Genomic DNA, 21,875 nt, shown 5'->3' on the forward strand with positions numbered 1-21,875 from the left:
TTTAATGTTGTTTTAATTTTTACTCTAATTCAGAATTATTTTATGGTTTAGAAACAAAAAAGGCCCAGTTTTAAACTGAGCCTTTTTCAAGATTTAATAGGTATTATAGATTGGGATTGTTTAATCTCGCGTTTGCAGGATAAATAATCGTGTAACGCGGATCGTTTTGCATCAAAGTAAAATTGTCTCCATCAAATGTGTGAACGATTTGTTTTTGAGACGTTCTTCTCAAATCAAACCAACGTTGTCCTTCAACAACAAACTCACGTTGTCTTTCTGCATAGATGAAATTGGTTAAATCAGCAGCATTCATTGCGCTAACTTCAATTTCAAGCTGTACATAAGCAGCTGCCGTATATCTGTTTTTGATGAAACTTAAAACAGTTGTTTTTGCATCGGCAATGTTATTTAGTTTTAATGAAGTTTCTGCTTTTGTTAAATACAATTCTGAAGTTCTAAATGAACATTTTTGATCGTCATTTCCTCCTTTTTGAATTCTGAAACGGCTTCCGCTTGCTAAAAAGTAAAGAGGGAAACGTAAATCAGCAGTTTTGTTGTAAGCCGCAATTAATTCTGGAGAAGCATATGAAGCTCCTTTAAGTCCATTAATGTAACCATCTTCAAGTGCTAAAATAGATTCTTTTGAATCGTATTTAGTAACAAAAACAGAAGTTGCTTTTAAGTCAACAAGTTCACTTTTGATTGCTAAACCTTTGTTTGCCGCATCTAAAGATTTCTGCCATTGCTGTACGTGTAGGTAAACACGGCTTTCTAAACTGTATAAAGCCACTTTAGAAAAACGGTAATTAAGTCCTTTTGTTTGAGAAGCAACATTAATTAATTCTTCTGCTTTGTTAGTGTCAGAAATAATCTGGTTGTAAATTACTTCCACACTTTGTGGAACGAAAGCTTGTTCTAGATCTATTTCTAAAGCCAAAGGAACACCTTTGTCTGAACCAGCTGTTGAAGCATTGTAAGGTTTTCCGAATAGGTTAACCAAATCAAAATAAGCCATAGCTCTTAAAGCATACGCTTCTCCTACTAATTGATTTTTTTCTGGTGAATCAGCTAATTTTACTGATGCTTCATTAATGATTACGTTAGTATAAAAAATTACACTATAAAGATCTTGGTACTGAAAAGTCGCAGTAAGACGATCAGGATTGGTATCTTTCCAAGTGTAGATGTCTTTAAAAACGGTAATTTCATCTGCAAACTCGTTCATTGTTAATTCGTCTGTACGAAGCGCAGTTAATGACTTGTGTTCAGGGTACAGATAATATCCATTTGTTAATACGGCACGATATTGATCTAAAGTTTCTGGAATAACTCGACCAACTGGCTGAATATCCAGATAATCATCGCAGCTTGTTACTGTAATTGCAGCAACAAAAAGTACTATATATTGTGAGATTTTTTTCATCTTTAATTGTATTAGAAAGTTACATTACATCCTAAAGTGAATGATTTAGGAACTGGTTGAGCATAAATATTTCCAAAAGTTTCAGGGTCAAAGTAACCTTTGTAATCAGAACTGATTACGAATAAGTTTCTTGCCTCAACATTGAATCTAATGCTGGCAATATTGATTTGGTCTGTAAAGGCTTTAGGGAATGTATATCCTAAACGAATACTGCTTAATCTCATATAACTCATTTCGCTAACCCATGTATCTAAATAATTTAGGGTAGTAATTTGATTTGCACCAGAGTACCATAAGTATGCCATGTAAGAATCTCCAGCTGATAAATCTTTACCGTTAATTGCAGGTAAGTTAGAAGATGTATTTGTTGGTGACCATGCATCTAAAATGTCTCTACTGTAGTTTTGACCTCTGTCTACTAATGTTCCGTTGTATGGAGGAGTTCTGGTTACAGTCTGCTTAATATTGAAAGAAGCAGCAATAGTTAAATCAAAATTATGAACTTTAAAAGTATTCGTAAGACCTCCTGTAAATTTAGGATCTCTGTCGCCTAAATAAGTAAACAAATCTCTAAACTCACTTGAAGTTAATTTTGATTGCGTAAGTTCTCCTGGGAAGAAGTCAGCAAAAGGATCGTATAAACCAAAGAATGTTTGTGTATTTACTGTTTCTCCTTTTTTGTTTACAAATAAAGGATATCCATTTTCATCAATTCCATTTGTTTTAAATCCAAATACAGCATTTACAGGACGACCTTCTCTGCTTGGGAAATAATCTGTGTCACGAACTGCTATACGATCAACATTACTTTTGTTGTGAGAGAAGTTAATACTTGTATTCCACTTAAAGTTTGGACGGTCAATGTTTTTTGTAGACAAAGTAATCTCATAACCTTTGTTACTTACTTGTGCCCAGTTCATGTTTGTATATTCAAAACCATTTTCTAATGGAAGAGATCTTAAACCAATTAAGTCAGTACTTTTTCTTCCGTACAAATCAGTTACAATGCTAATACGGTTGTTGAAAAGTCCAATATCAGCTCCAACGTTTGTGTTTGTAGTTTTTTCCCAACGTAATTTTTCATTAGGCGGACTGTCTACATTAATGATTGGTTCAGTTTGTCCTGGTAAAATAACAACAGATCCATTAGTACCCATTACATAAGGAGAAGTGTTTTTGTCGATATTTCCTTGTAAACCGTAAGAAGCACGAAGTCTTAAGTTAGAAAGTGTTAAATTATCTTTTAAGAAATCTTCTTCAGAAACTGCCCATGAAGCAGATGTTGACCACAATGGTAAATATTTGTATTTTGGATCTACACCAAATAAATCTGATCCGTCGTATCTAACACTACCAAAAACACTATACTTTCTGTCGTATGTATAAGAAGCTGTTGCGAAGAATGATGCAAAAGCATTTTCGTTATCGGTTTTAGTATAAGTTCTGTAATCAGGATTGTTAATATTAGTAGTATTAGGGAAAAGAATCTGCTGTGTAGTTAGATTATTTTTATCAAAACCAAATCCTTTTGTAGAAACACTTGTATTGTAATTTCTTCTTAACTCATTACCAACCATAGCTTCAACTTCATGTTTTTCATTAAACGTTTTGTTGTAATGAACCATTGTTTTTAGGTTGTACTGGAAAAAATCTGTGTTTGTATTTTGAATAATACCTCCAACAGGTAAGAAATAATTGAAAGCACCGTTACTAAAATAACGTGTTTTTTCTCTTTGTTTTCTAGTATAATACGTGTCTTTAGCAGCATATTTTTCACTAGATGTATTGTCTAACTGTAAACCTAATTGCGAAGTTACTTTTAAGTCTTTAGTTATTTTATATTCGGCATCTAATAAAGCTTTTAAAGCTCTTGTTTTTAAATCATAAGAAGTGTTTGCTCTTTCTTCTAAGAAGTTGAAAGGAACGTAACGCTCTGAGTAACCCGCGATATCTTGATCGTATTTATAACTTCCATCAGCATTGTATGGAGTTAAATATGGATTTACGTTTCTTGAATAGTTAGCAGGATTTGTAAATGCATCTGTATCTGTTAAGTAAGATGTAGTTTTGTTTTCAGAACCAAAGATACCAATACCAACCTTGAATTTATCTGTGATTTCGTAGTTGTTTTTTAATGTTAAGTTGTAACGTTTGAACCCTGTTCCAACAGTTGTTCCTTTTTCGTCGAAGTAACCTACAGAAAAGTAGTAATCTGATTTTTCACCACCGCCAGATAGACTTAAACCATGCTGTGTATTGATAGCCGTTTGGTACAATAAGTTACCCCAGTTTGTGTTATTTCCTCTTAAAGAATTGATAGATTGTTGTGTTGCAGGAGTTAAAGCAGAAAATCCGCCAGTTCTGTAAGCATCTAATTCACCAGACCCGTTTAGGATACGAGAAATGTCTCCACCAGTGTCTCTGTATGTTAATTCTGGACGACTTGCCATGTTAAGTTCTAAATCAACTTTTTCGCTTGCATTCATCAAGTTTAATTTAGAAAACTCAGGTCTTTGTGTAATAAAAGTATTGGTGTTAAAACTTACCACCATTTTACCTGCTTTACCTCTTTTAGTAGTAATTACGATTACACCATTTGCAGCACGTGCACCATAAATAGCCGTTGCAGCGGCATCTTTTAAAATTGTAATGTCTTTAATATCATCTGGGTTTAAACCAGCGATTGAATAATTAGTAAGATTGTCAATGTTGTCCTTATCGTAGTTTTTTGGAACTTCATTGCTCTCTAATGGTAAACCATCTAGTACCCATAAAGGATCTTGTGTACCATTAAGAGAAGCAGTACCCCTGATTCTAATTTTAGCAGGTGCTCCAGGAGCTCCAGATGGCGTACTTACAGCAACTCCGGCAATTTGTCCTACCAATAATTGGTCAATGCTCGAAACCCCAGTCTGCTGGATTGCAGCCATGTCGATTTTTGTAACCGCAGCAGTAAGTTTTCTTTTCTCAATTTTTTGGTAACCAGTTACAACAACCTCTTGAAGTTTTGCTGTTTCAGATTTTAAGTTGACTGTATAATTTTTTTGACCGTCTAATTCAAGAGTATACGATTTGTATCCCATGAAAGTAACTCTCAAAGAAGTAATATTTTTTGCGATTTTCAGGGAAAATTTACCGTCGAAATCTGTAGTAGTTCCAATAGCTTCACTCTGAATAATACCTGCCATAGCAGTTTTGTTTGAGATCGAATTATTCTCAACGAAGATAGACGCACCCGGAATTGGCGACAAGTCTGCTTCATCTTGAATGATCCCCGTAATAGTTCGGGTTTCCTGCGAGTATCCTGCGATGGCCAGGAACAGCAGTAAGGCATGTAAAATTTTTTTCATGTTTTGGGTTATGTATTAAAAGGTTGTATTATTTAGGGCTTTATCGATTCGTTGTATCAAATCGCGGTAATGGTTTTGAGTAGAAAGGTCTCCTGTACTCTTTTTAGTTCGTAATAATTGAAGCACTTTATTCAATTCTCCCTTTTTATCAGATGTTACTTCTGTAACTCTTTTTAAGAAAGAATTATTAATGTTTCTCGCCATATGTGCATCATCTACAGAGCATAAATGAGGCATTTGTAATGTTTCTTGTATTTGGATTGTTTTTTTAACATCCGTTTTTTCAAATAATTTATTTGTTGAAACAATTAAAACATCTACATAATTCTTTTGTGTCATACGTTCTAAAATGCTCAGCGATTTGTTTTGAATAGTTCCTGCAAATACACTTTGATGTAATTTTTGGAATAAATCATTTACGGTAAAAACCTTCTCATTGGTTTTATTTCGCTGGTATAATTCATTTTCTGTCATTCGAAGTAAACGGTCATCGCTGAATAAGCTATACATAACGTCGTATTGTAATGCTCTTGACATTGTGTATGGTGTGTATTCATAAGGCCCAAAAGGAGAATCTTTCAGCGGATTTGTTTTGTCTAAAACGTCATTAAAAAATAACCATTGCGGAATTGTAATTACATTTTTAACTAAATAATCTACCGCTCTTTTTTGCATTGCTGCAGGAACCGGAACATAACTTTGTTTGTTATCGCCATGAACCGTTGGGTTTAAGTAAACACCGCCAATATTGGTTAATACATGACCATTGTACGTTTGCCATTGTCCGATAGCTCCAATATAAAGTTTACCAGTTTGGTAGTAAGACTGATCTTTATCGTAGGACCAGTTTAAGATATTATCGACCACACGTTTTAAGTTTTTTAAACCATATTCGCTGGCTTTAACCGCATCGTTACCTAAATCTTCTGATTGAGAGCGAGGATCGATTACGTTTTCCTGCTGTTCGCCATAAAAATAAATGGGGTCATTTTGATGTTTTGTGATTAAGGCGTTCAGTCTTGCAGTTTCATTTTCGTTAGGCGAATACCATCTATAACCCCATTCAATAGCATATTTATCATATTCTCCAATTTTTGGAGTAATAACCGTTACGTTATCTTCTGGCTGAGCTACATAATTGTAACGAGCGTAATCCATAATTGACGGAGCTGTTCCGCCCATTTTTGCTGTAAATTCTTTAGAACGCAATGATTCTACATCATAAGCAAAAGAAGAACCCATATTATGTTTTAGACCAAAAGTATGTCCCACTTCATGCGATGATACAAAACGGATTGCTTCTCCCATATGTTCATCACTAAATGTATTTCCTCTCGCTTTTGGGTCGATAGGTCCAGTCTGGATACGCATCCAGCTTTGTAAAGATGTCATCACATTATGCCACCAGATAATATCTGCCTCTATAATCTCTCCGCTTCTTGGGTCAACAACCGATGGGCCCATAGCATTTGATTTTGGAGATGCAGCATAAGTGATAACTGAATAACGTACGTCGTCAATGTCAAAATCCAAATCAGCTTCAGTAGGTTCTTTTGCAATAATGGCATTTTTAAAACCAGCTTTTTCAAAAGCAGCCTGCCAATCGTGTACCCCGTCAATGATGTACTTTCTCCATTGTTTTGGAGTAGATGGATCTATGTAGTAAACGATTGGTTTTTTAGGCTCTACTAATTCTCCTTTTAAATATTTTTCTTCGTCTTCTTTTTTAGGTTCTAAACGCCAGCGTGTAATCAGTTCTTTTTCAACCATTGCCTGCTGCGCGTCGGCAAAATACCAGTGTTTTTCACTGAAAAAACCAATTCGGTTATCGGCATAACGAGGTTTCATTGGCTCTTTGTCCAATAGAATAATGTTACTTGTAACACCTAGTGTAACCGATAACGTTGGCCCGCCTTCACTCACTGAAGTCGTAAGTTGTGATTTAACCACTATGTTTTTAGGGAAAGATTTTAATCCTTCTATATATGACAAATCAGATTTTACAGAACCACCAAAACCAATGTTGCTCAAAACATCATTGAAACTTTTTTGTTTTCCGTCGAAAATCTTATTTACTTTAATAACTACTGCACTCGAGTCATTATTTTTGGTTTCAATGTCAAAAACTTCTATAATAGATTCAGAGAAATTATCAATAACCGATGCTGTGATGGCATCTTCTTTAGGTGAAGAAACTTTAGGTACGTATGATTTTACCCAGACTTTCTTTGCAATTGTATCTTTGTAAAAGGAAATAACTTTATTCTCATAATTCATTCCTTTATTTAATCCGGCTTCATTAACTTGAAAGGGAACTTGCGACAATTTGTTTACAACTAGAAATTCCCTTTTAAATAAACTGTCCTGAATTTCAAAATAAACATCGGTTTTAACTTGAATGATGTTGAAAAGTCCTTTTTTAACCGTTCCCTTTTTTACAAGATCATCGTATTTTTTACCTTTTTTGGCGTCAGTAGAATCTTTTTTTACAACTTCACTTTCTGTTTCTTTTTTCTTTTTCTTTTGGGCAAGAACTGTAACAGGAATGAACAATAATAAAATTAGTAAGCAGAATAATTTTATAGTATGCAGGAATGCCTTTCCCCTCATTTTGGTGTTAAGTTTAAGTTAATTTTCGTCGAAACTATTCGATTTTGATTCAGAAAAAAAACAAAACGGAGTGAATGGCTTTTTTTTAGGAGTGAATGGATATTAATGGCAGAATACATACGAATTTGCCGTCTTTTTCTGAAATTGTTAAATTGGTTCTGGAGTAAAAATTATAAATGCTCGATAAGTACTTTAAACCAAAATTAGTTCCTGGTTCGCTCTGAGCCTTTTTTTGAAGATTGTTGCTGATAATTACTTGGTTTTCTTGAATTAGAATTCCAGTAATTAACGGATTTTCCTGAGTTGCTCTATTGTGTTTAATGGCATTTTCGACCACTATCTGGAAAGCCAAATAGGGAATGTGTTTTTCTAAAGCCGTTTCGTTTTCAATCTTTATCGAAAAGAATAATTCTTCTTTAAAGCGTGTCTGCTGTAAAAAGATGTATTTCTCAATAAATAATAATTCGTCTTTTAACGGAACAATGTTTTTTTGTGGCGGATCAATTAAATAACGATAAATACGAGATAAGTTGAGTGTGAATTTCTGTGCTGTTTTTACATCACTTCCCACTAACATATAAAGAGAGTTAAGCGAATTAAATAAAAAATGCGGATTAATCTGCTCCTTTAATTGCTGAAGCTGCATAAGCGCTTTTTCTTTCACGATTTTTTCATTCTCTACGAGAAGTCGGTTTTTTTCTTTAATTGCAATTCCCTTTTCTCGATAAGCACGTCTGTTGGCATACGAGAACAAATAAAAAATAAGCAGAAGCATTACCGTTGTAATCGAATAAATCCATGTCGAATACTTTTTGATCGACGTTACATTTTCATCAACAACATTTTTTGGGAAATTTACACATATAAACCAATGTGAATTCTTAAGGTCTAATTTTTTGGTAAATCGGATAACGTCCAATTTTAAATATTCAGACATCGTAACTCTTTTTACATAATCTTGCTTTTGGGTAAAGATTGTGTCGATTGAGCGGGTAGAAGAGATCTCATAAATATTTTTTCCTATAAAATTCGATTCGGGATGAAAAATACATCTTCCTGATTTATCAAAAATAAAAGCATAATTATTAGTCGATCTAATATCTAAAGTAGAAAAATAAGCAAGAAGTTTTTTTAAACTGATGTCGTAACCATAACGTACTGTTGTGTTTTTTGAAGTGAGTTTGAAATAAATTCTCCAGACCCATTCTTTTCCCTGCGGAATAATAATGCTGATATGCTCTTGATCTTTATTTTTTTGAATAAAATCTGCAGCATCTTTTTTTACAGCATCGGAAATTGAATCTGTTCCAAACTGAATTTGATTATCGTTAATCTGAAACCAATTATCAGCTACTAATAAATTTATGTTTTGTACCGAAGACAATACATGTATGTTCGAAGCGAGATCTTCTGGTCTGCTTATTTTTAAAACGTGTTTAATTCGGTTTTCCTGCTCCAGAAATTTTGAAAATTCCTGCGACATGAATTCCTGCTTTTTTACGAAGTTACGCTGTGCCGTATCTTCATTTGCTTTCTCAGTAAGATCAGTAATTAAATTACTGAGCATGTAAACAGAAGAAACCGTAATAAGAATAGAAACGATGACGTAAATTACGAAGGCACGTTGTGATGTTATTTTTTTTAATCTAAATTTCAAAAATGCGTATGTTTAATCTAATTCGCTGCCGAAAACTGTGAATCATATAAGTTTTTATAATAGCCGTCGGCTTTGGTTAATAATTCCTGATGTGTCCCTTGTTCTACAATTAAACCTTTGTCCATTACTACAATTTTATCGGCATTTACAATTGTAGCCAAACGGTGTGCAATAATGATAGATGTTCTTCCTTTGGTAATCGTTTCGGTTGCGCGCTGAATTAACTCTTCAGAATAGGTATCGATTGACGAAGTCGCTTCATCCAAAATCAAAATACTCGGATTGCTGACATACGAACGTAAAAATGCAATCAGCTGTCTTTGTCCTGACGAAAGCATAACGCCACGTTCTTTAACATCAAAATCATAATTGTCCGGAAGATTCATGATAAAATTATGAACTCCGATTTTTTTCGCAGCATCTATAACCTGTTCACGGGTAATTTCGGGGTTATGAAGTGTGATGTTGTTGTAAATCGTATCGGCAAACAAAAACACATCTTGAAGAACTACCGCAATTTGTTTTCTAAGTGAAGCCAAAGTATAATTCTCGATATTGTGTCCGTCAATGCATATCGTTCCGCTGTTTATTTCATAAAAACGGTTCAATAAATTTATAATCGTAGATTTTCCTGCACCAGTCGAACCTACAATAGCAATTGTTTGTCCAGCAGAAACCGATAAATCAATTCCTTTTATAACTTCTTCTTCTGGAATGTACCCAAAACGAACATCTTTAAATTCGATGCTTCCTTCAAAATCTGGAGCTTCAATAGTTCCTGTATCCTGAATATGATCCTGCGTATCTATAATATCAAAAACACGATTGGCCGCAATCATTCCTAATTGCATCTCATTAAATTTATCAGCAATTTGACGTAGCGGATTAAACAACATTCCAATAAACATGGTGTATGAAAATAAATCTCCAAAAGTCGTAAAATTGTCTCCGTTTAAAATTTTAAATCCTCCAAAAACAACAACCAGACCTAAAGTAATCGATGAAATAATATCGGCAATAGGGAAAAAGATAGAGTTATACAGAATTGTTTTAATCCAAGCTACACGATGTTTGTCGTTAATCACTCTGAAATTTTCGGCTTCGATTTTTTCTCGGTTAAAAAGCTGTACGATTTTCATTCCCGTTACTCGTTCCTGAACAAATGAGTTCATGTTGGCAATTTGTGTTCGCACTTCTTCAAAAGCTACCTGCATTTTGCGTTGGAAAATTCTAGTAATGTAAACCAGAATTGGCATTGCAACAACTACAATCCAGGTAAGTTTCCAGTTCATGTAAAACATAAAAATCAAAACCACGAGCATTTTCATCAAATCACTTATAATCATAAACAATCCCTGACTGAAAATACGAGCAATTGATTCAATATCCGAAACCGCTCTGGTTACCAATTGCCCAACTGGAACCAAATCGAAATATTTCATTCTGAAACTCAAAATGTGTTTGAAAAGTTTGTTACGAATATCTTTTACAATATCCTGTCCGAGCCAGTTCGCCCAATACACAAAATAGAACTGAGAGAAAACTTCCATCAGTAAAACTGCTCCCATTAAGATGATGTACATCAACAGCCCCATTTTATCATGAGTCTTGATATAGCCGTCAACCGTTTGCTTTAATAAGTAAGGGCGGAGTGCTGCAAAAATAGATAGCGATACGGCAAAAATAATGACACCGTAGTAACGCCATTTATAAGGTTTGGTATATTTTAAAATTCGTTTAAATAATCCAGTATCAAATGCTTTTGCTTTCATTTATTTTTTTTAGTGCTGTAAGTTTTAGGCAATACGTGTAACATTAATGTTAACGTCAAACTGCTTATACCGTAAAACTTACGGCTTATAAATAATCGTAATAAATATTGGTTAAATATAAACCATGCGCCGGAACCGAAAATCCGGCTTTTTCTCTGCTTTTGCTGGCAATGATAGTTTCAAAATCTGCCAGCGTGATTTTGTGTAAACCTATATTAATAAGTGTTCCTACAATGGCACGAACCATATTTCGTAAAAAGCGGTTAGCCGAAATCGTAAAAACCAATTTGTTGTTTTCTTGTTTCCAATATGCCTCAAAAATCGTGCAGTCAAAAGTATTTACATCCGTATTTACTTTCGAAAAACACTGAAAATCGGTATGTTTCAATAAAATCTTTGCGGCTTCATTCATCATATTGACATCTAATTTTTGGTTTACATACCAGCTCAATCCTTCTAAAAACGGATTTTTTACAGTATTAATATGATATTCATAAGTTCTTTTTGTGGCATCAAATCTACAATGTGCATCATCATGAACCGGAATAATATTAAAAACAGCAATATCCTTTGGTAAAAATGAATTGAGTTTGTGAACCAAAACCGAAATGTCTAAAGGAGTTTCAAAATCAAAATGGCCATACATTTCAGAAGCGTGAACTCCGCTATCAGTTCTTCCAGCTCCCATTACATTTATTGTTGAATTTAATAAAACAGAAAGTGCTTTATTTAAAGTTTCCTGAACAGAAGGAGCATTAGGTTGAAACTGCCAGCCGTTGTACTGCGTTCCGTTGTAAGCAAATTGAATAAAATATCTCATTTTAAGGGACAGAGGTTCTAAAGGGGCAAAGGTACAAAGGTTTTTTTTAAAAGCTGCTAAGGTTCTGAGATACTAAGGTTCTAAGTTTTTCTTTCAATTATGGTAAACAAATTATACCTATTATATATAGGTGTAATATTTTGAAAATGATTTAAACCATTATAATAAAAATCCAAAAATAAAAACCGAGACCCTTAGTCTCTTAAAAGCTCCAGATATTGTTAAAACCGATCAAAACCTAAAATACAAATCATAGTTTGTTTAGCTGAAAATGAGGTCAGAAATTGACAATTCCAACGATGTAGAATAAAACTTTTTTTAACATTTTTAGGAAGAAAATTCCAAATGTTAATTTTTAAAATATTTCATTTTAACAGTTCGTATTTCTCCTATGTTTGTACCACTAAATATCAAAAACTATGAATGAAATTACCTCTTATTGGTGGATACTGTTAATCGTATTTGCCATACTTTTTTACAAATTTATTTTACGCGTTTTCTTCGGAATGGTAATAGTTCCCGAAGATAAAATTGGTTTAGTAACCAAAAAATTCGTTTTGTTTGGTGCCGACAAATCGTTACCCGACGGCCGAATTATTGCCACAAAAGGCGAGGCTGGTTATCAGGCGAAAACACTTGCCCCAGGTTTGTATTGGGGAATGTGGATCTGGCAGTATTCAATAGATATGACCAGTTTTACATTGATTCCAGAAGGGAAAATTGGATTGGTTTTAAGTAAGGATGGAAAAGAAATTCCAACTGGACGAATTCTGGCAAGAAGAGTCGAAAGTGACAACTTTCAAGATGCTACAGCGTTTTTGGACAATGGTGGTCAAAAAGGACGTCAGACTGCTTTTATTACAACAGGATCGTATCGTATTAATACATTCTTGTTTGAGATTGTAATTACAGATCAAATTAAGATTTACGAAAACATGATCGGGATTGTAACGGCGCTTGATGGAGAACCCATTCCGCAGGGACAAATTGCCGGTAAATTTGTTGAAGACCACAATAACTTTCAGGACTTTGATAAGTTCCTTGAACATGGCGGAAATCGTGGTTTGCAACCACAGGTTATGCTTGCTGGATCGTACTATATTAATACTTGGGGAATCTTGATTGAACAGAACCCAATGACAGATGTGCCAATTGGTTATGTGGGAGTTGTGATTTCTTATATTGGCGAAGATGGTCAAGATGTTACTGGAGATACTTTTAAACACGGAAATATTGTTTCAAAAGGACAGCGAGGCGTTTGGATGGAACCGTTTGGTCCTGGAAAATACGCTTTGAATAAATACACAACAAAACTAGAAGCAGTTCCTACTACTAACTTAGTTTTAAACTGGGCAAACGCAAGAAGCGAATCGCATGATTTAGATAAAAACCTGTCGACAATTACCGTTCGATCAAAAGATGGTTTCCCATTTAATCTAGATGTTGCGCAGATTATTCATGTGCCAGCTGCAGAAGCGCCGAAAGTAATTGCTCGATTTGGAAGCATGAACAATCTTGTTTCTCAGGTTTTAGAACCTACTATTGGTAACTATTTTAGAAACTCGGCTCAGGATAGCGATGTAATTTCGTTTTTAACAACCAGAAAAGAACGTCAGGAATCAGCAAAAAATCATATTAAACTGGTTTTGGATGAATATAACGTAAATGCAGTTGATACTTTAATTGGAGATATTGTTCCGCCAGATTCGTTAATGAAAACTTTGACCGACAGAAAACTGGCAGAAGAGGAACAAAAAACGTATCAAACCCAAAGAATGGCACAAGAACAGCGTCAAGGAATGGAAAAAGAAACGGCAATTGCAGATATGCAGAAAGAAATTGTACGTGCATCACAAAGTGTTGAAATCGCACAGCGTACAGCAGATGCTACAGTTAAGAAAGCAGAAGGAGACGCAACCAGCTTGAAATTAAATGTAAATGCTGAGGCTGAAGCTACAAAAATGCGTGCTAATGCCGAAGCCGAAGCAACCAAAGCAAGAGCAGGAGCACAGGCAGAAGCGACAAGATTAAATGCCAGTGCAGAAGCCGAAAAAATCTCAAAAACAGGTTTGGCTGAAGCAGAGAAAATTATGGCAATTGGTAAATCAACTGCCGAAGCGTATCAGTTGCAAGTTAGTGCCATGGGCGGCGATAACTTTACCCGTTATAAAGTTACCGAAGAAATTGGTAAAGGAAACATTAAAGTAATTCCAGATGTATTGATTACTGGCAATGGTGGTTCTGATGGTTCTATCAGCGGATTGTTAGGATTAAAACTAATGGAAATGATGGATACCAAAGAATTAAAAGACGGTAAAAATCCTAAAAAACAATAATTATTTTTAAAGAAACCTAAGAGGTTTTTAAAATCTATTAGGTTTGTGATCAGCATATTTTTAAATCCGATTTGTGAAAACAAATCGGATTTTTTTGATTTAAATTTTTCATTCAGAAAAAAAACTTTGTTACTTTGAACCTTTGCCCCTGCAAAGAAAAACCTTTGTACCTTTGCCTCTCAAAACCTCTGCACCTTAAAAAATGACTAAAATCCTTCTCCTTTCAGATACACACAGCCACATCGATGATACTATTTTAAAATATGTCGCTCAAGCAGATGAAGTGTGGCATGCAGGAGATATTGGAGATTTGAACGTTACCGATACCATAAAAAAGCTAAAACCGTTGAGATGTGTTTATGGTAATATTGACGATGCAAAAGCCAGAATTGAATTTCCGCTTCATAACCGGTTTATGTGTGAAAATGTTTCTGTTTGGATTACGCACATTGGAGGTTATCCGGGAAAATATAATCCGGCAATACGAGAAGAAATGGCCTTGAATCCGCCGAAATTATTTATCTGCGGACATTCGCATATATTGAAAGTGATATTTGATAAAAAGAATAATCTTCTGCATATGAATCCCGGAGCAGCAGGAAAAAGTGGTTTTCATCAAATGCGAACAATGCTTCGTTTCGTAATTGAAGGTGATAAAATAAAAGATCTGGAAATTATCGAGATTGGTAAAAAATAAATTTACGAAATCGGAACTTTTATTTTGATAGAAGTACCGCTGTTTTCATCAGGTCTTGAAATAATAGAGAAAGTACCTTTCAGTTTTTTTATTCTCACCCGGATTCGGTTTAAGCCAAAACCTTCGATTTCATCTATTTTTTCGGCATTAAAACCTTTGCCGTTATCATGAATAATGATGATTAATTTATTATGATGTTCGTGCAGTGAAATTTGCGCTTTCTGGGCACCGCTGTGTCTGATAATATTACTGCACAATTCTGAAATAATAAAATACAGTTTCATTTCAAACTTTTCGGAATAACGTGTTTCTGTAGAAAGCGAACTTGAAAATCGAAACTGGATATCTGAATTTGAATTCTTTTCGCATAAATCTTCTAATGCGTAAATTAGCCCAAAACGCACCAAAAGAGTAGGAATCAGATCGTGGGAAATGTCACGTAAAAGAACGTGCGCTTCCTGTAAAATTGCTTTGGCTTTTTGAATTTCTTCGGATTGAATATTATTCTTAGCTGTAAAGACATTCAAATGCAGTCCAGCAGAAGACAAAAGCGAATTAACATTGTCATGAAGAAATGAAGCTATTTTTTTCTGTTCGGTTTCCTGACTGTCAATTCCTGCATCAATAACGTTTAGGAGTATTTTTTGCTTGGTATCTTTCCGCTTTATTTTTTGTTTCAGTTTATTGTTTTGATACACATAATAGAAAAGAAAAAATAATAGAATAATCAGTATGATAGATAAACTTACCACTTTTTTATTTCGAAGCTGTTCCAGTTTTTGATTTTTAGAAACAGTCGTTTTTTCTACATTTTGCTGTGCCACATAATTTGGATCAGCCGAAGAAAGCTGCGCGGCCTTTGTCCCGTTGAAAGTAAAAAAGAGAAATAAAATGAAAATTCTAATAAACATAAACTGAATTTTTTAATCGAATTTATGGGTTAATCAAATTGTTTTTTAAAGCATATTTTACCAGTCCGATAGTGTTTTTGATATTCAGCTTTTTCATAATGTTTTTGCGGTGAGTTTCCACGGTGTTTTGACTGATAAAAAGCTGTTCACTAATTTCTTTCCCGCTGTATTCCAAGCAAATTAAAGTCACGATTTCCATTTCCCGCGGACTTAAAACAGGATTTTCGATTAAAACATTTTTATTTAATTTGGGATTGTTCTTTGAAAAGATGCTGAAAATTTTTTCACGCACAGCATCCGAAAAATATTCCTGTCCTTGATTGACCGCAATAATGGCTTCAATGATATTTTCGCCGGCACATTTTTTAGTCAGATATCCTTTTGCACCTAATTTCATTACTTCTTTTATGATTTTCAAATCATCATAACTCGATAAAATAATGACTTTACAGGGAAATTCTTTCTGAGTAAATTCTTTTAATACTTCGATACCATCTTTTTGAGGCATACTAATGTCAAGAATTAAAATATCGGCTTCATCTTTAACCACATCATCATATATAGATAAACCATTCAATGAACTGCCCACAACTTCAAAATTTGGAACAGTTTGAAGTAAGTTGCTCAATCCATCAATAAGTACTTGATGATCATCGGCAAGATGTATTTTAATTTTATCTGACATAATTGTTTTTGGTACAAAAATGCAAATTTATGAAAAAATTATCTTACAAAATGGTTTTGCGGCTGATTTTAATGAGACTTGAAAAAGAAGAGTTTATTCCATAAAAAAACCCGAATAAAAATCCGGGTTTTCGTCGCACAAAAAATTAAGTTTATAGGTTTATCTCAAACGATCTACAGATTTTACAAGATCTTCATCCTTCTTGATGGCCTTATTAGCTAAAACTAATAACACGATAGAAACAATCGGCATGAACATCCCAATACCTTTCTCAGAAACAGCGTTAACCGTTTCTCCAGATAAATTTAGAGAGCGATATACAAATAATCCTAACAAAATTAAGTTTAATATTATGTTCAGTCTGTTCATCACAAACTGATTTTGTCTTTTTTTGAATGATATAATACTAACGATTGTAAGCATTGTGCTTAATGCTAGCAATACTGAGTAAACCTGGTCTTGCATAAAGTAAAAAGGCTTACCTGTATTTAATGTCCAAAGCGGCATAAAAAACAGTAAAACCCCAGTAACTACAAAGGCAAGAATTAAATATACGGTCTGAATTCGCTGTAACATAACTTGAAATTGTTTTACAAAAATATATTTTCTTTTTTTAAAATACTATTGTATGATTAAATTTTATTCGTATTATTGCATCAAAATACCGTAAGCACTTCATACTCTGCGGTCAATTGAAAAAAAATATCTACCTATTCTTTTTACAGTATTTCCTTTAAAATAATTAAACTCATAGAACATTCATGTTTGATATTTCTGCATTAAAAGAAATGAAGCTTTCTGAGCTTCAAGAAATAGCTAAGCTAGCTAAAACTATAAAGATTAATGGCGTTAAAAAAGATACCCTGATTACTCAGATTTTAGCGCATCAGGAGGCGACTACAGCACCACCGGCAGCTACTATTGCAGAAAAAGAAGTTACTGAAGTAAATGCTGAAAAACCAAAAAGAGCCAGAATTGCTCCAGTTAAAAAAACAGCTGCCAAAAACGCACCTGTTTTGGAATTCGACAAAGTAGAGGAACCAATAAAAGAAACTGTAACTCCTGTCATTGCTGCAGAACCAGCAAAAGAAGAGGAAGCAGTAGAAAAAACTACAGATAAAAAAGCACCGAAAGGTAAATTTAATAAACAGGCCTACGAGAAAAAGGTTGCACAGCAAAAAGAGAAAACAGCTGTTAAGGACTTGACTCCAAAAGAAGTAGAGCCGAAATTAGAAACTGAAGAAACCGTTTCAACAGTTACAGAAGCTGAAAAAACTGAAACTCCTGCACAACCGGTTAAAAAGGTTAATCCTAACCAGAATAAAAACCAAAATCCAAACCAGAATCAAAATCCGAATCAGAACCAAAATCAAAATGGCAACGGAAATGGTAATGGGAACAATGGAAATCAAAATCCTAACCAAAATCACAAGAATAAAAAGAACAACAATAATTTCAGAGATTCAGACTTTGAATTTGATGGAATTATCGAAAGTGAAGGAGTTCTCGAAATGATGCCTGACGGTTACGGATTTTTACGTTCTTCGGATTATAACTATTTAGCTTCTCCAGATGATATTTATTTATCAACTTCACAAATCCGATTATTTGGTTTAAAAACCGGAGATACTGTAAAAGGAGTGGTTCGTCCGCCGAAAGAAGGCGAGAAGTTTTTCCCTCTTGTTCGTGTATTAAAAATTAACGGACATGATCCGCAGGTAGTTCGTGACAGAGTTTCTTTTGAACATTTGACACCTGTTTTTCCTTCTGAAAAATTCAAATTAGCCGAAAAAGGCAGTTCTATATCAACCCGTATTATCGATTTATTTTCTCCTATCGGAAAAGGACAGAGAGGTATGATCGTGGCACAGCCAAAAACGGGTAAAACCATGCTTTTAAAAGACATTGCAAATGCAATTGCGGCTAACCACCCTGAAGTGTATTTAATTGTTCTGCTAATTGACGAACGTCCTGAAGAGGTTACCGATATGCAGCGTAGTGTGCGTGGTGAAGTTATCGCATCAACTTTTGACAGAGAACCGCAGGAACACGTTAAAATTGCTAATATCGTTCTTGAAAAATCAAAACGTTTGGTAGAATGCGGACATGATGTTGTAATTCTTTTAGATTCAATTACACGTCTTGCTAGAGCTTACAACACAGTTCAGCCAGCATCTGGAAAAGTATTAAGCGGGGGTGTGGATGCCAATGCATTGCAAAAACCAAAACGTTTCTTTGGAGCTGCTAGAAATGTAGAAAACGGTGGTTCGTTAAGTATTATCGCAACAGCATTAACTGAAACTGGTTCTAAAATGGACGAGGTTATCTTTGAGGAATTCAAAGGAACTGGAAATATGGAACTTCAGTTAGATCGTAAAATTGCTAACAAACGTATTTTCCCAGCTATCGATCTTACTTCTTCAAGTACACGTCGTGATGACTTATTACTTGACGAGAAAACATTACAAAGAATGTGGATCATGCGCAAATACCTTTCAGACATGAACCCAGTTGAATCAATGGATTTTGTAAACGACCGTTTCAAGAAAACCAAAAACAACGAGGAGTTTTTGATTTCGATGAATGACTAAAAGAGAGGTTCTGAGGGACTAAGGTTCAAAGGTTCAGAGGTTTTTCTTTACAGATATAAAAACAAAAAAGGATGAGTTTTACTCATCCTTTTTTGTTTTGCTTAGAGAAGAAATCTCAGAACCTTAGCCCCTCAGAACCTCTGTGTCTAAAAAAACTATTTCTTATCCACTACTGGTCTATTTTCTCTATTGGCTAAATCCCAAGCCAGTACAAACGCTAGTTTTGTTCTTTTGGTTAAAGCGTCGTATTCGATTTTTTGAGGTTCGTCGCCTTTTCCGTGGTAATCTTCGTGAACTCCGTTGAAGAAGAAGATAGAAGGAATACCATTTTTAGCGAAGTTGTAGTGGTCAGAACGCTCATAAAAATGATTTGGATCTTTTGGATCATTAAATTTGAAATCTAAGTCCATTTTGATGTATTTGTCATTTTGTGCCACAACGGCATTATGAAGATCAGATGATAAACGGTCGGCACCAATAACATAAACGTAATTATTAGTATTCGCATGTTCTACATCACGGCGTCCGATCATGTCGATATTGATATCCGTAATGGTGTTTGCAATTGGAAATAATGGATTTTCTGAGTAAAAACGAGATCCGTGTAAACCATGTTCTTCACCTGTAACATGCAGGAATAAAATAGAACGTTTTGGTCCGTGGCCTTGTTTTTTAGCCTTAGCAAAAGCTTTTGCCATTTCAATAACCGCTACAGTTCCAGAACCATCATCATCAGCTCCGTTGTAAACATCACCATTTTTAATACCTACGTGATCGTAGTGCGCTGAAATCACCAAGACTTCATCTGGTTTTTCAGAACCTTCGATATACGCCCAGATGTTTTCAGAATCTGGTAAATTTTGGTTGCGTTTTGCATTTAAATAAGATGCTGGGATATGCTGGTAAAAATCTGAAGCACCTTTTGGAAATGAAATACCGCTTTTTTTGTATTGCTCGATCATATAAAGACCCGCTTTTTTCTGTCCAGCCGATCCAGTTTCACGACCTTCCATTTCATCAGAAGCAATAACATAAAGCATTTCTTTTAAATCTTTTTCAGAAATATATTTTACATATTTGGTTGGATCTGAATTGTCTTTTGAAGCTGCCGACTGTGAGTTTTTGCAGGAAAACGTTGTTGAGGCAATTAAAAATAAAATGAGTAATTTTTTCATTCTTTATTTTAGTGTAAATTAATAAATGTATATAAAACGTAAAAGATCAGTAAAAATAGGATAAAAAGTGAGTTTATGATGAATAATGTTACACTTTTAACAAACGATACCAATCTAGATTCGCCATAAAAGCGGTGATGAGCGGGATAGAAATAATAACACATCCAGATGGTTCCCGCAAAAGTGGTAATTCCAGAAATGAACTTCAACGGATTTTCGGGACCAAATATGCCGCATATTCGGTCTACAATAAACATAATCAGGAAGATGAGCAGCAGGAACGAAAAATAATGCAGTGTGAAAATACCATGATCAAAATAATACCATTTCTTTTTGTTGTGGAAAATCCATAGAGTAAATGCAAAAAACGGCATAATGATAAACAGGATTTTCGGGATATTGTGGAAAAAAGACTCTACAAATTTTTCAATAATCTGTTTTTTGGTATTATGTTCCGTAACATGAGATGCTTTTTCGTAAACCCAATATTCGAAATCAGAAAATTTTTCATTTTCTTTTCCGTATTTCTGGATCGAATCAATTTCTTTCATCGGCCTTAATTTGAAATACTTTTTATCGTCTTCTTTTTCAGCGTTTTCTTTAACCGGATTTACAATGTTTTCATTTAGTTTTTCTTCGTTGTCATCAATTTGTTTGTTTACTTTACTGGGAAAAAAAGAAATAAGCAAGAAGGTCACAAAACTGATAAAAATATACAAACGAACGGGTGCCAGATACGATAATCTCTTTCCTGAAAGATATTCCTTAGTAAGCGTTGAGGGTTTAAAAAGAAGATTTCTTATCGTTTTCCAAAACGCATTTTCGTAATGGGTTAAATCTTCAAAGAAATGAATAAATAAGTGGTGAAAGGTCTTTCGTGTATCACTATTTTCCTGTCCGCAGTTTGGGCAAAACTTTTGTTCGACAACATGTCTGCAGTTCAAACAAGTTTTGTCTTCTCTAATTTTGTTATGTGACATTGGTTTATTTGGGTTGTTTTGGTTTTGGTGAGTTTTGATTTTACTTTTTAAGAACCTCGTTCAGAAAAAGCTTTAAATGTTCAAAAGATCTTTTAGCAGCAACTGGGTTGTAAGCAGCACCTTTTGAATTGTCATTTCCTGCCTCAGGGTTGGTAAAAGAGTGAACAGAATCTGCATAATAAATCATTTGCCAATCTGCTTTTGCATCACGCATTTCCTGTTGGAAAGAAGCGATTTCTTCTTTAGAAACAAAAGGATCATCTGCTCCGTGGCAAATTAAAACTTTAGTAGTAATGGGTTCTGTTGGTCTAGAAGCATCTTTGCCTAAACCTCCATGAAATGACGCAACGCCTTTTACATTCAAATGTCCTCTGGCAGCTTCAAGAACTCCCGTTCCGCCGAAACAATATCCTGTAATGACAATATTGTCTGCGTTTGCTCCAGATTTGATCAGTTCTTTTAAAGCGGCATCAATTCGTTTTTGATAGGCTTCATAATTGGTTTTGTAAAATCCGGCTTGTTTTCCTGCTTCGCCTGTGTTTTTAGGATAGTTGCCTTCTCCATAAATATCAGCGATAAAAACATGATAGCCTAATTTTGATAATTCTTCTGCAATTCCTTTTGAAGCGTTGTCGATTCCAAGCCATGCTGGAAGCATTAAAATTCCCGGATTGTTAGGGCTTTTTTTAGCCGATTTTATAAACAAACCATTAAGAGTTTGATTTCCTTCAGAATATTTTACGGGTTTTAATTGTGCCATAATTGTAGTAGAAAACAATAAGGTTGCAAAAATAAGTGTAGCTGTATTTTTCATTTTTTACAATTTTTAACAAATATCAGAAATATTATGTTACAAAAAAACCTCAAA

Annotated in this window: 15 protein-coding genes; 3 read left to right on the forward strand and 12 right to left on the reverse strand. The window is 34.4% G+C overall.

What is annotated here, in order from left to right:
- Positions 1-103: 103 nt before the first annotated feature.
- From P2W75_RS19350 to truA, 6 genes are all read right to left on the reverse strand, one after another.
- Positions 104-1,423, reverse strand: a complete 1,320-nt coding sequence (locus P2W75_RS19350; protein ID WP_276381731.1) for a RagB/SusD family nutrient uptake outer membrane protein — start codon at positions 1,421-1,423, stop codon at positions 104-106.
- A gap of 11 nt (positions 1,424-1,434) precedes the next feature.
- Positions 1,435-4,773 (reverse strand): SusC/RagA family TonB-linked outer membrane protein, encoded by a 3,339-nt coding sequence (locus tag P2W75_RS19355; protein WP_207295347.1) that lies wholly within the window; start codon positions 4,771-4,773, stop codon positions 1,435-1,437.
- Positions 4,774-4,788: 15 nt separating this feature from the next.
- Positions 4,789-7,383, reverse strand: a complete 2,595-nt coding sequence (locus P2W75_RS19360) for a zinc-dependent metalloprotease (protein ID WP_276381732.1) — start codon at positions 7,381-7,383, stop codon at positions 4,789-4,791.
- A gap of 85 nt (positions 7,384-7,468) precedes the next feature.
- Entirely contained in the window at positions 7,469-9,040 is a 1,572-nt protein-coding gene (locus tag P2W75_RS19365; RefSeq protein WP_276381733.1) for a histidine kinase, read from the reverse strand.
- Positions 9,041-9,057: 17 nt separating this feature from the next.
- Positions 9,058-10,812, reverse strand: coding sequence for an ABC transporter ATP-binding protein (locus tag P2W75_RS19370; RefSeq protein WP_276381734.1), 1,755 nt, complete (start codon positions 10,810-10,812; stop codon positions 9,058-9,060).
- An 85-nt stretch (positions 10,813-10,897) separates the two neighbouring features.
- Positions 10,898-11,632 carry a tRNA pseudouridine(38-40) synthase TruA gene (gene truA, locus P2W75_RS19375; protein ID WP_207295351.1) on the reverse strand — a complete coding sequence of 245 codons (735 nt, stop codon included), beginning with the start codon at positions 11,630-11,632 and terminating at the stop codon, positions 10,898-10,900.
- Between the two features lie 419 nt (positions 11,633-12,051).
- Here truA and P2W75_RS19380 point away from each other — a divergent pair, with 419 nt between their 5' ends.
- The gene (locus P2W75_RS19380; protein WP_276381735.1) at positions 12,052-13,968 is read left to right on the forward strand and encodes an SPFH domain-containing protein; all 1,917 of its coding nucleotides are present in this window, start codon (positions 12,052-12,054) and stop codon (positions 13,966-13,968) included.
- 202 nt (positions 13,969-14,170) lie between these two features.
- Positions 14,171-14,665 (forward strand): metallophosphoesterase, encoded by a 495-nt coding sequence (locus tag P2W75_RS19385; RefSeq protein WP_276381736.1) that lies wholly within the window; start codon positions 14,171-14,173, stop codon positions 14,663-14,665.
- Between the two features lie 2 nt (positions 14,666-14,667).
- Here the strand turns inward: P2W75_RS19385 and P2W75_RS19390 are convergent, their stop codons facing one another.
- From P2W75_RS19390 to P2W75_RS19400, 3 genes are all read right to left on the reverse strand, one after another.
- Entirely contained in the window at positions 14,668-15,576 is a 909-nt protein-coding gene (locus tag P2W75_RS19390) for a sensor histidine kinase (RefSeq protein WP_276381737.1), read from the reverse strand.
- A gap of 22 nt (positions 15,577-15,598) precedes the next feature.
- Positions 15,599-16,261 (reverse strand): response regulator transcription factor, encoded by a 663-nt coding sequence (locus P2W75_RS19395; RefSeq protein ID WP_207295355.1) that lies wholly within the window; start codon positions 16,259-16,261, stop codon positions 15,599-15,601.
- A gap of 159 nt (positions 16,262-16,420) precedes the next feature.
- Positions 16,421-16,837 carry a DUF4293 domain-containing protein gene (locus tag P2W75_RS19400; RefSeq protein WP_276381738.1) on the reverse strand — a complete coding sequence of 139 codons (417 nt, stop codon included), beginning with the start codon at positions 16,835-16,837 and terminating at the stop codon, positions 16,421-16,423.
- Positions 16,838-17,022: 185 nt separating this feature from the next.
- Between P2W75_RS19400 and rho the strand changes: the two genes are divergently transcribed.
- Positions 17,023-18,852 carry a transcription termination factor Rho gene (rho, locus tag P2W75_RS19405; protein WP_276381739.1) on the forward strand — a complete coding sequence of 610 codons (1,830 nt, stop codon included), beginning with the start codon at positions 17,023-17,025 and terminating at the stop codon, positions 18,850-18,852.
- A gap of 155 nt (positions 18,853-19,007) precedes the next feature.
- Here rho and P2W75_RS19410 read toward each other — a convergent pair whose 3' ends face one another.
- From P2W75_RS19410 to P2W75_RS19420, 3 genes are read right to left on the reverse strand one after another with little or no spacing between them, the layout of a single operon-like run.
- Positions 19,008-20,027 carry a M28 family peptidase gene (locus tag P2W75_RS19410; protein ID WP_207295358.1) on the reverse strand — a complete coding sequence of 340 codons (1,020 nt, stop codon included), beginning with the start codon at positions 20,025-20,027 and terminating at the stop codon, positions 19,008-19,010.
- A gap of 8 nt (positions 20,028-20,035) precedes the next feature.
- Positions 20,036-21,007: a DUF3667 domain-containing protein gene (locus P2W75_RS19415; RefSeq protein ID WP_276381740.1), complete on the reverse strand. Its 972-nt coding sequence runs from the start codon at positions 21,005-21,007 to the stop codon at positions 20,036-20,038.
- A gap of 40 nt (positions 21,008-21,047) precedes the next feature.
- Entirely contained in the window at positions 21,048-21,821 is a 774-nt protein-coding gene (locus tag P2W75_RS19420; RefSeq protein WP_207295360.1) for a dienelactone hydrolase family protein, read from the reverse strand.
- Positions 21,822-21,875: the final 54 nt, after the last annotated feature.

Origin of the sequence: Flavobacterium sp. H4147, assembly GCF_029360735.1 — a bacterium.
GTDB classification, from domain to species: domain Bacteria; phylum Bacteroidota; class Bacteroidia; order Flavobacteriales; family Flavobacteriaceae; genus Flavobacterium; species Flavobacterium endoglycinae.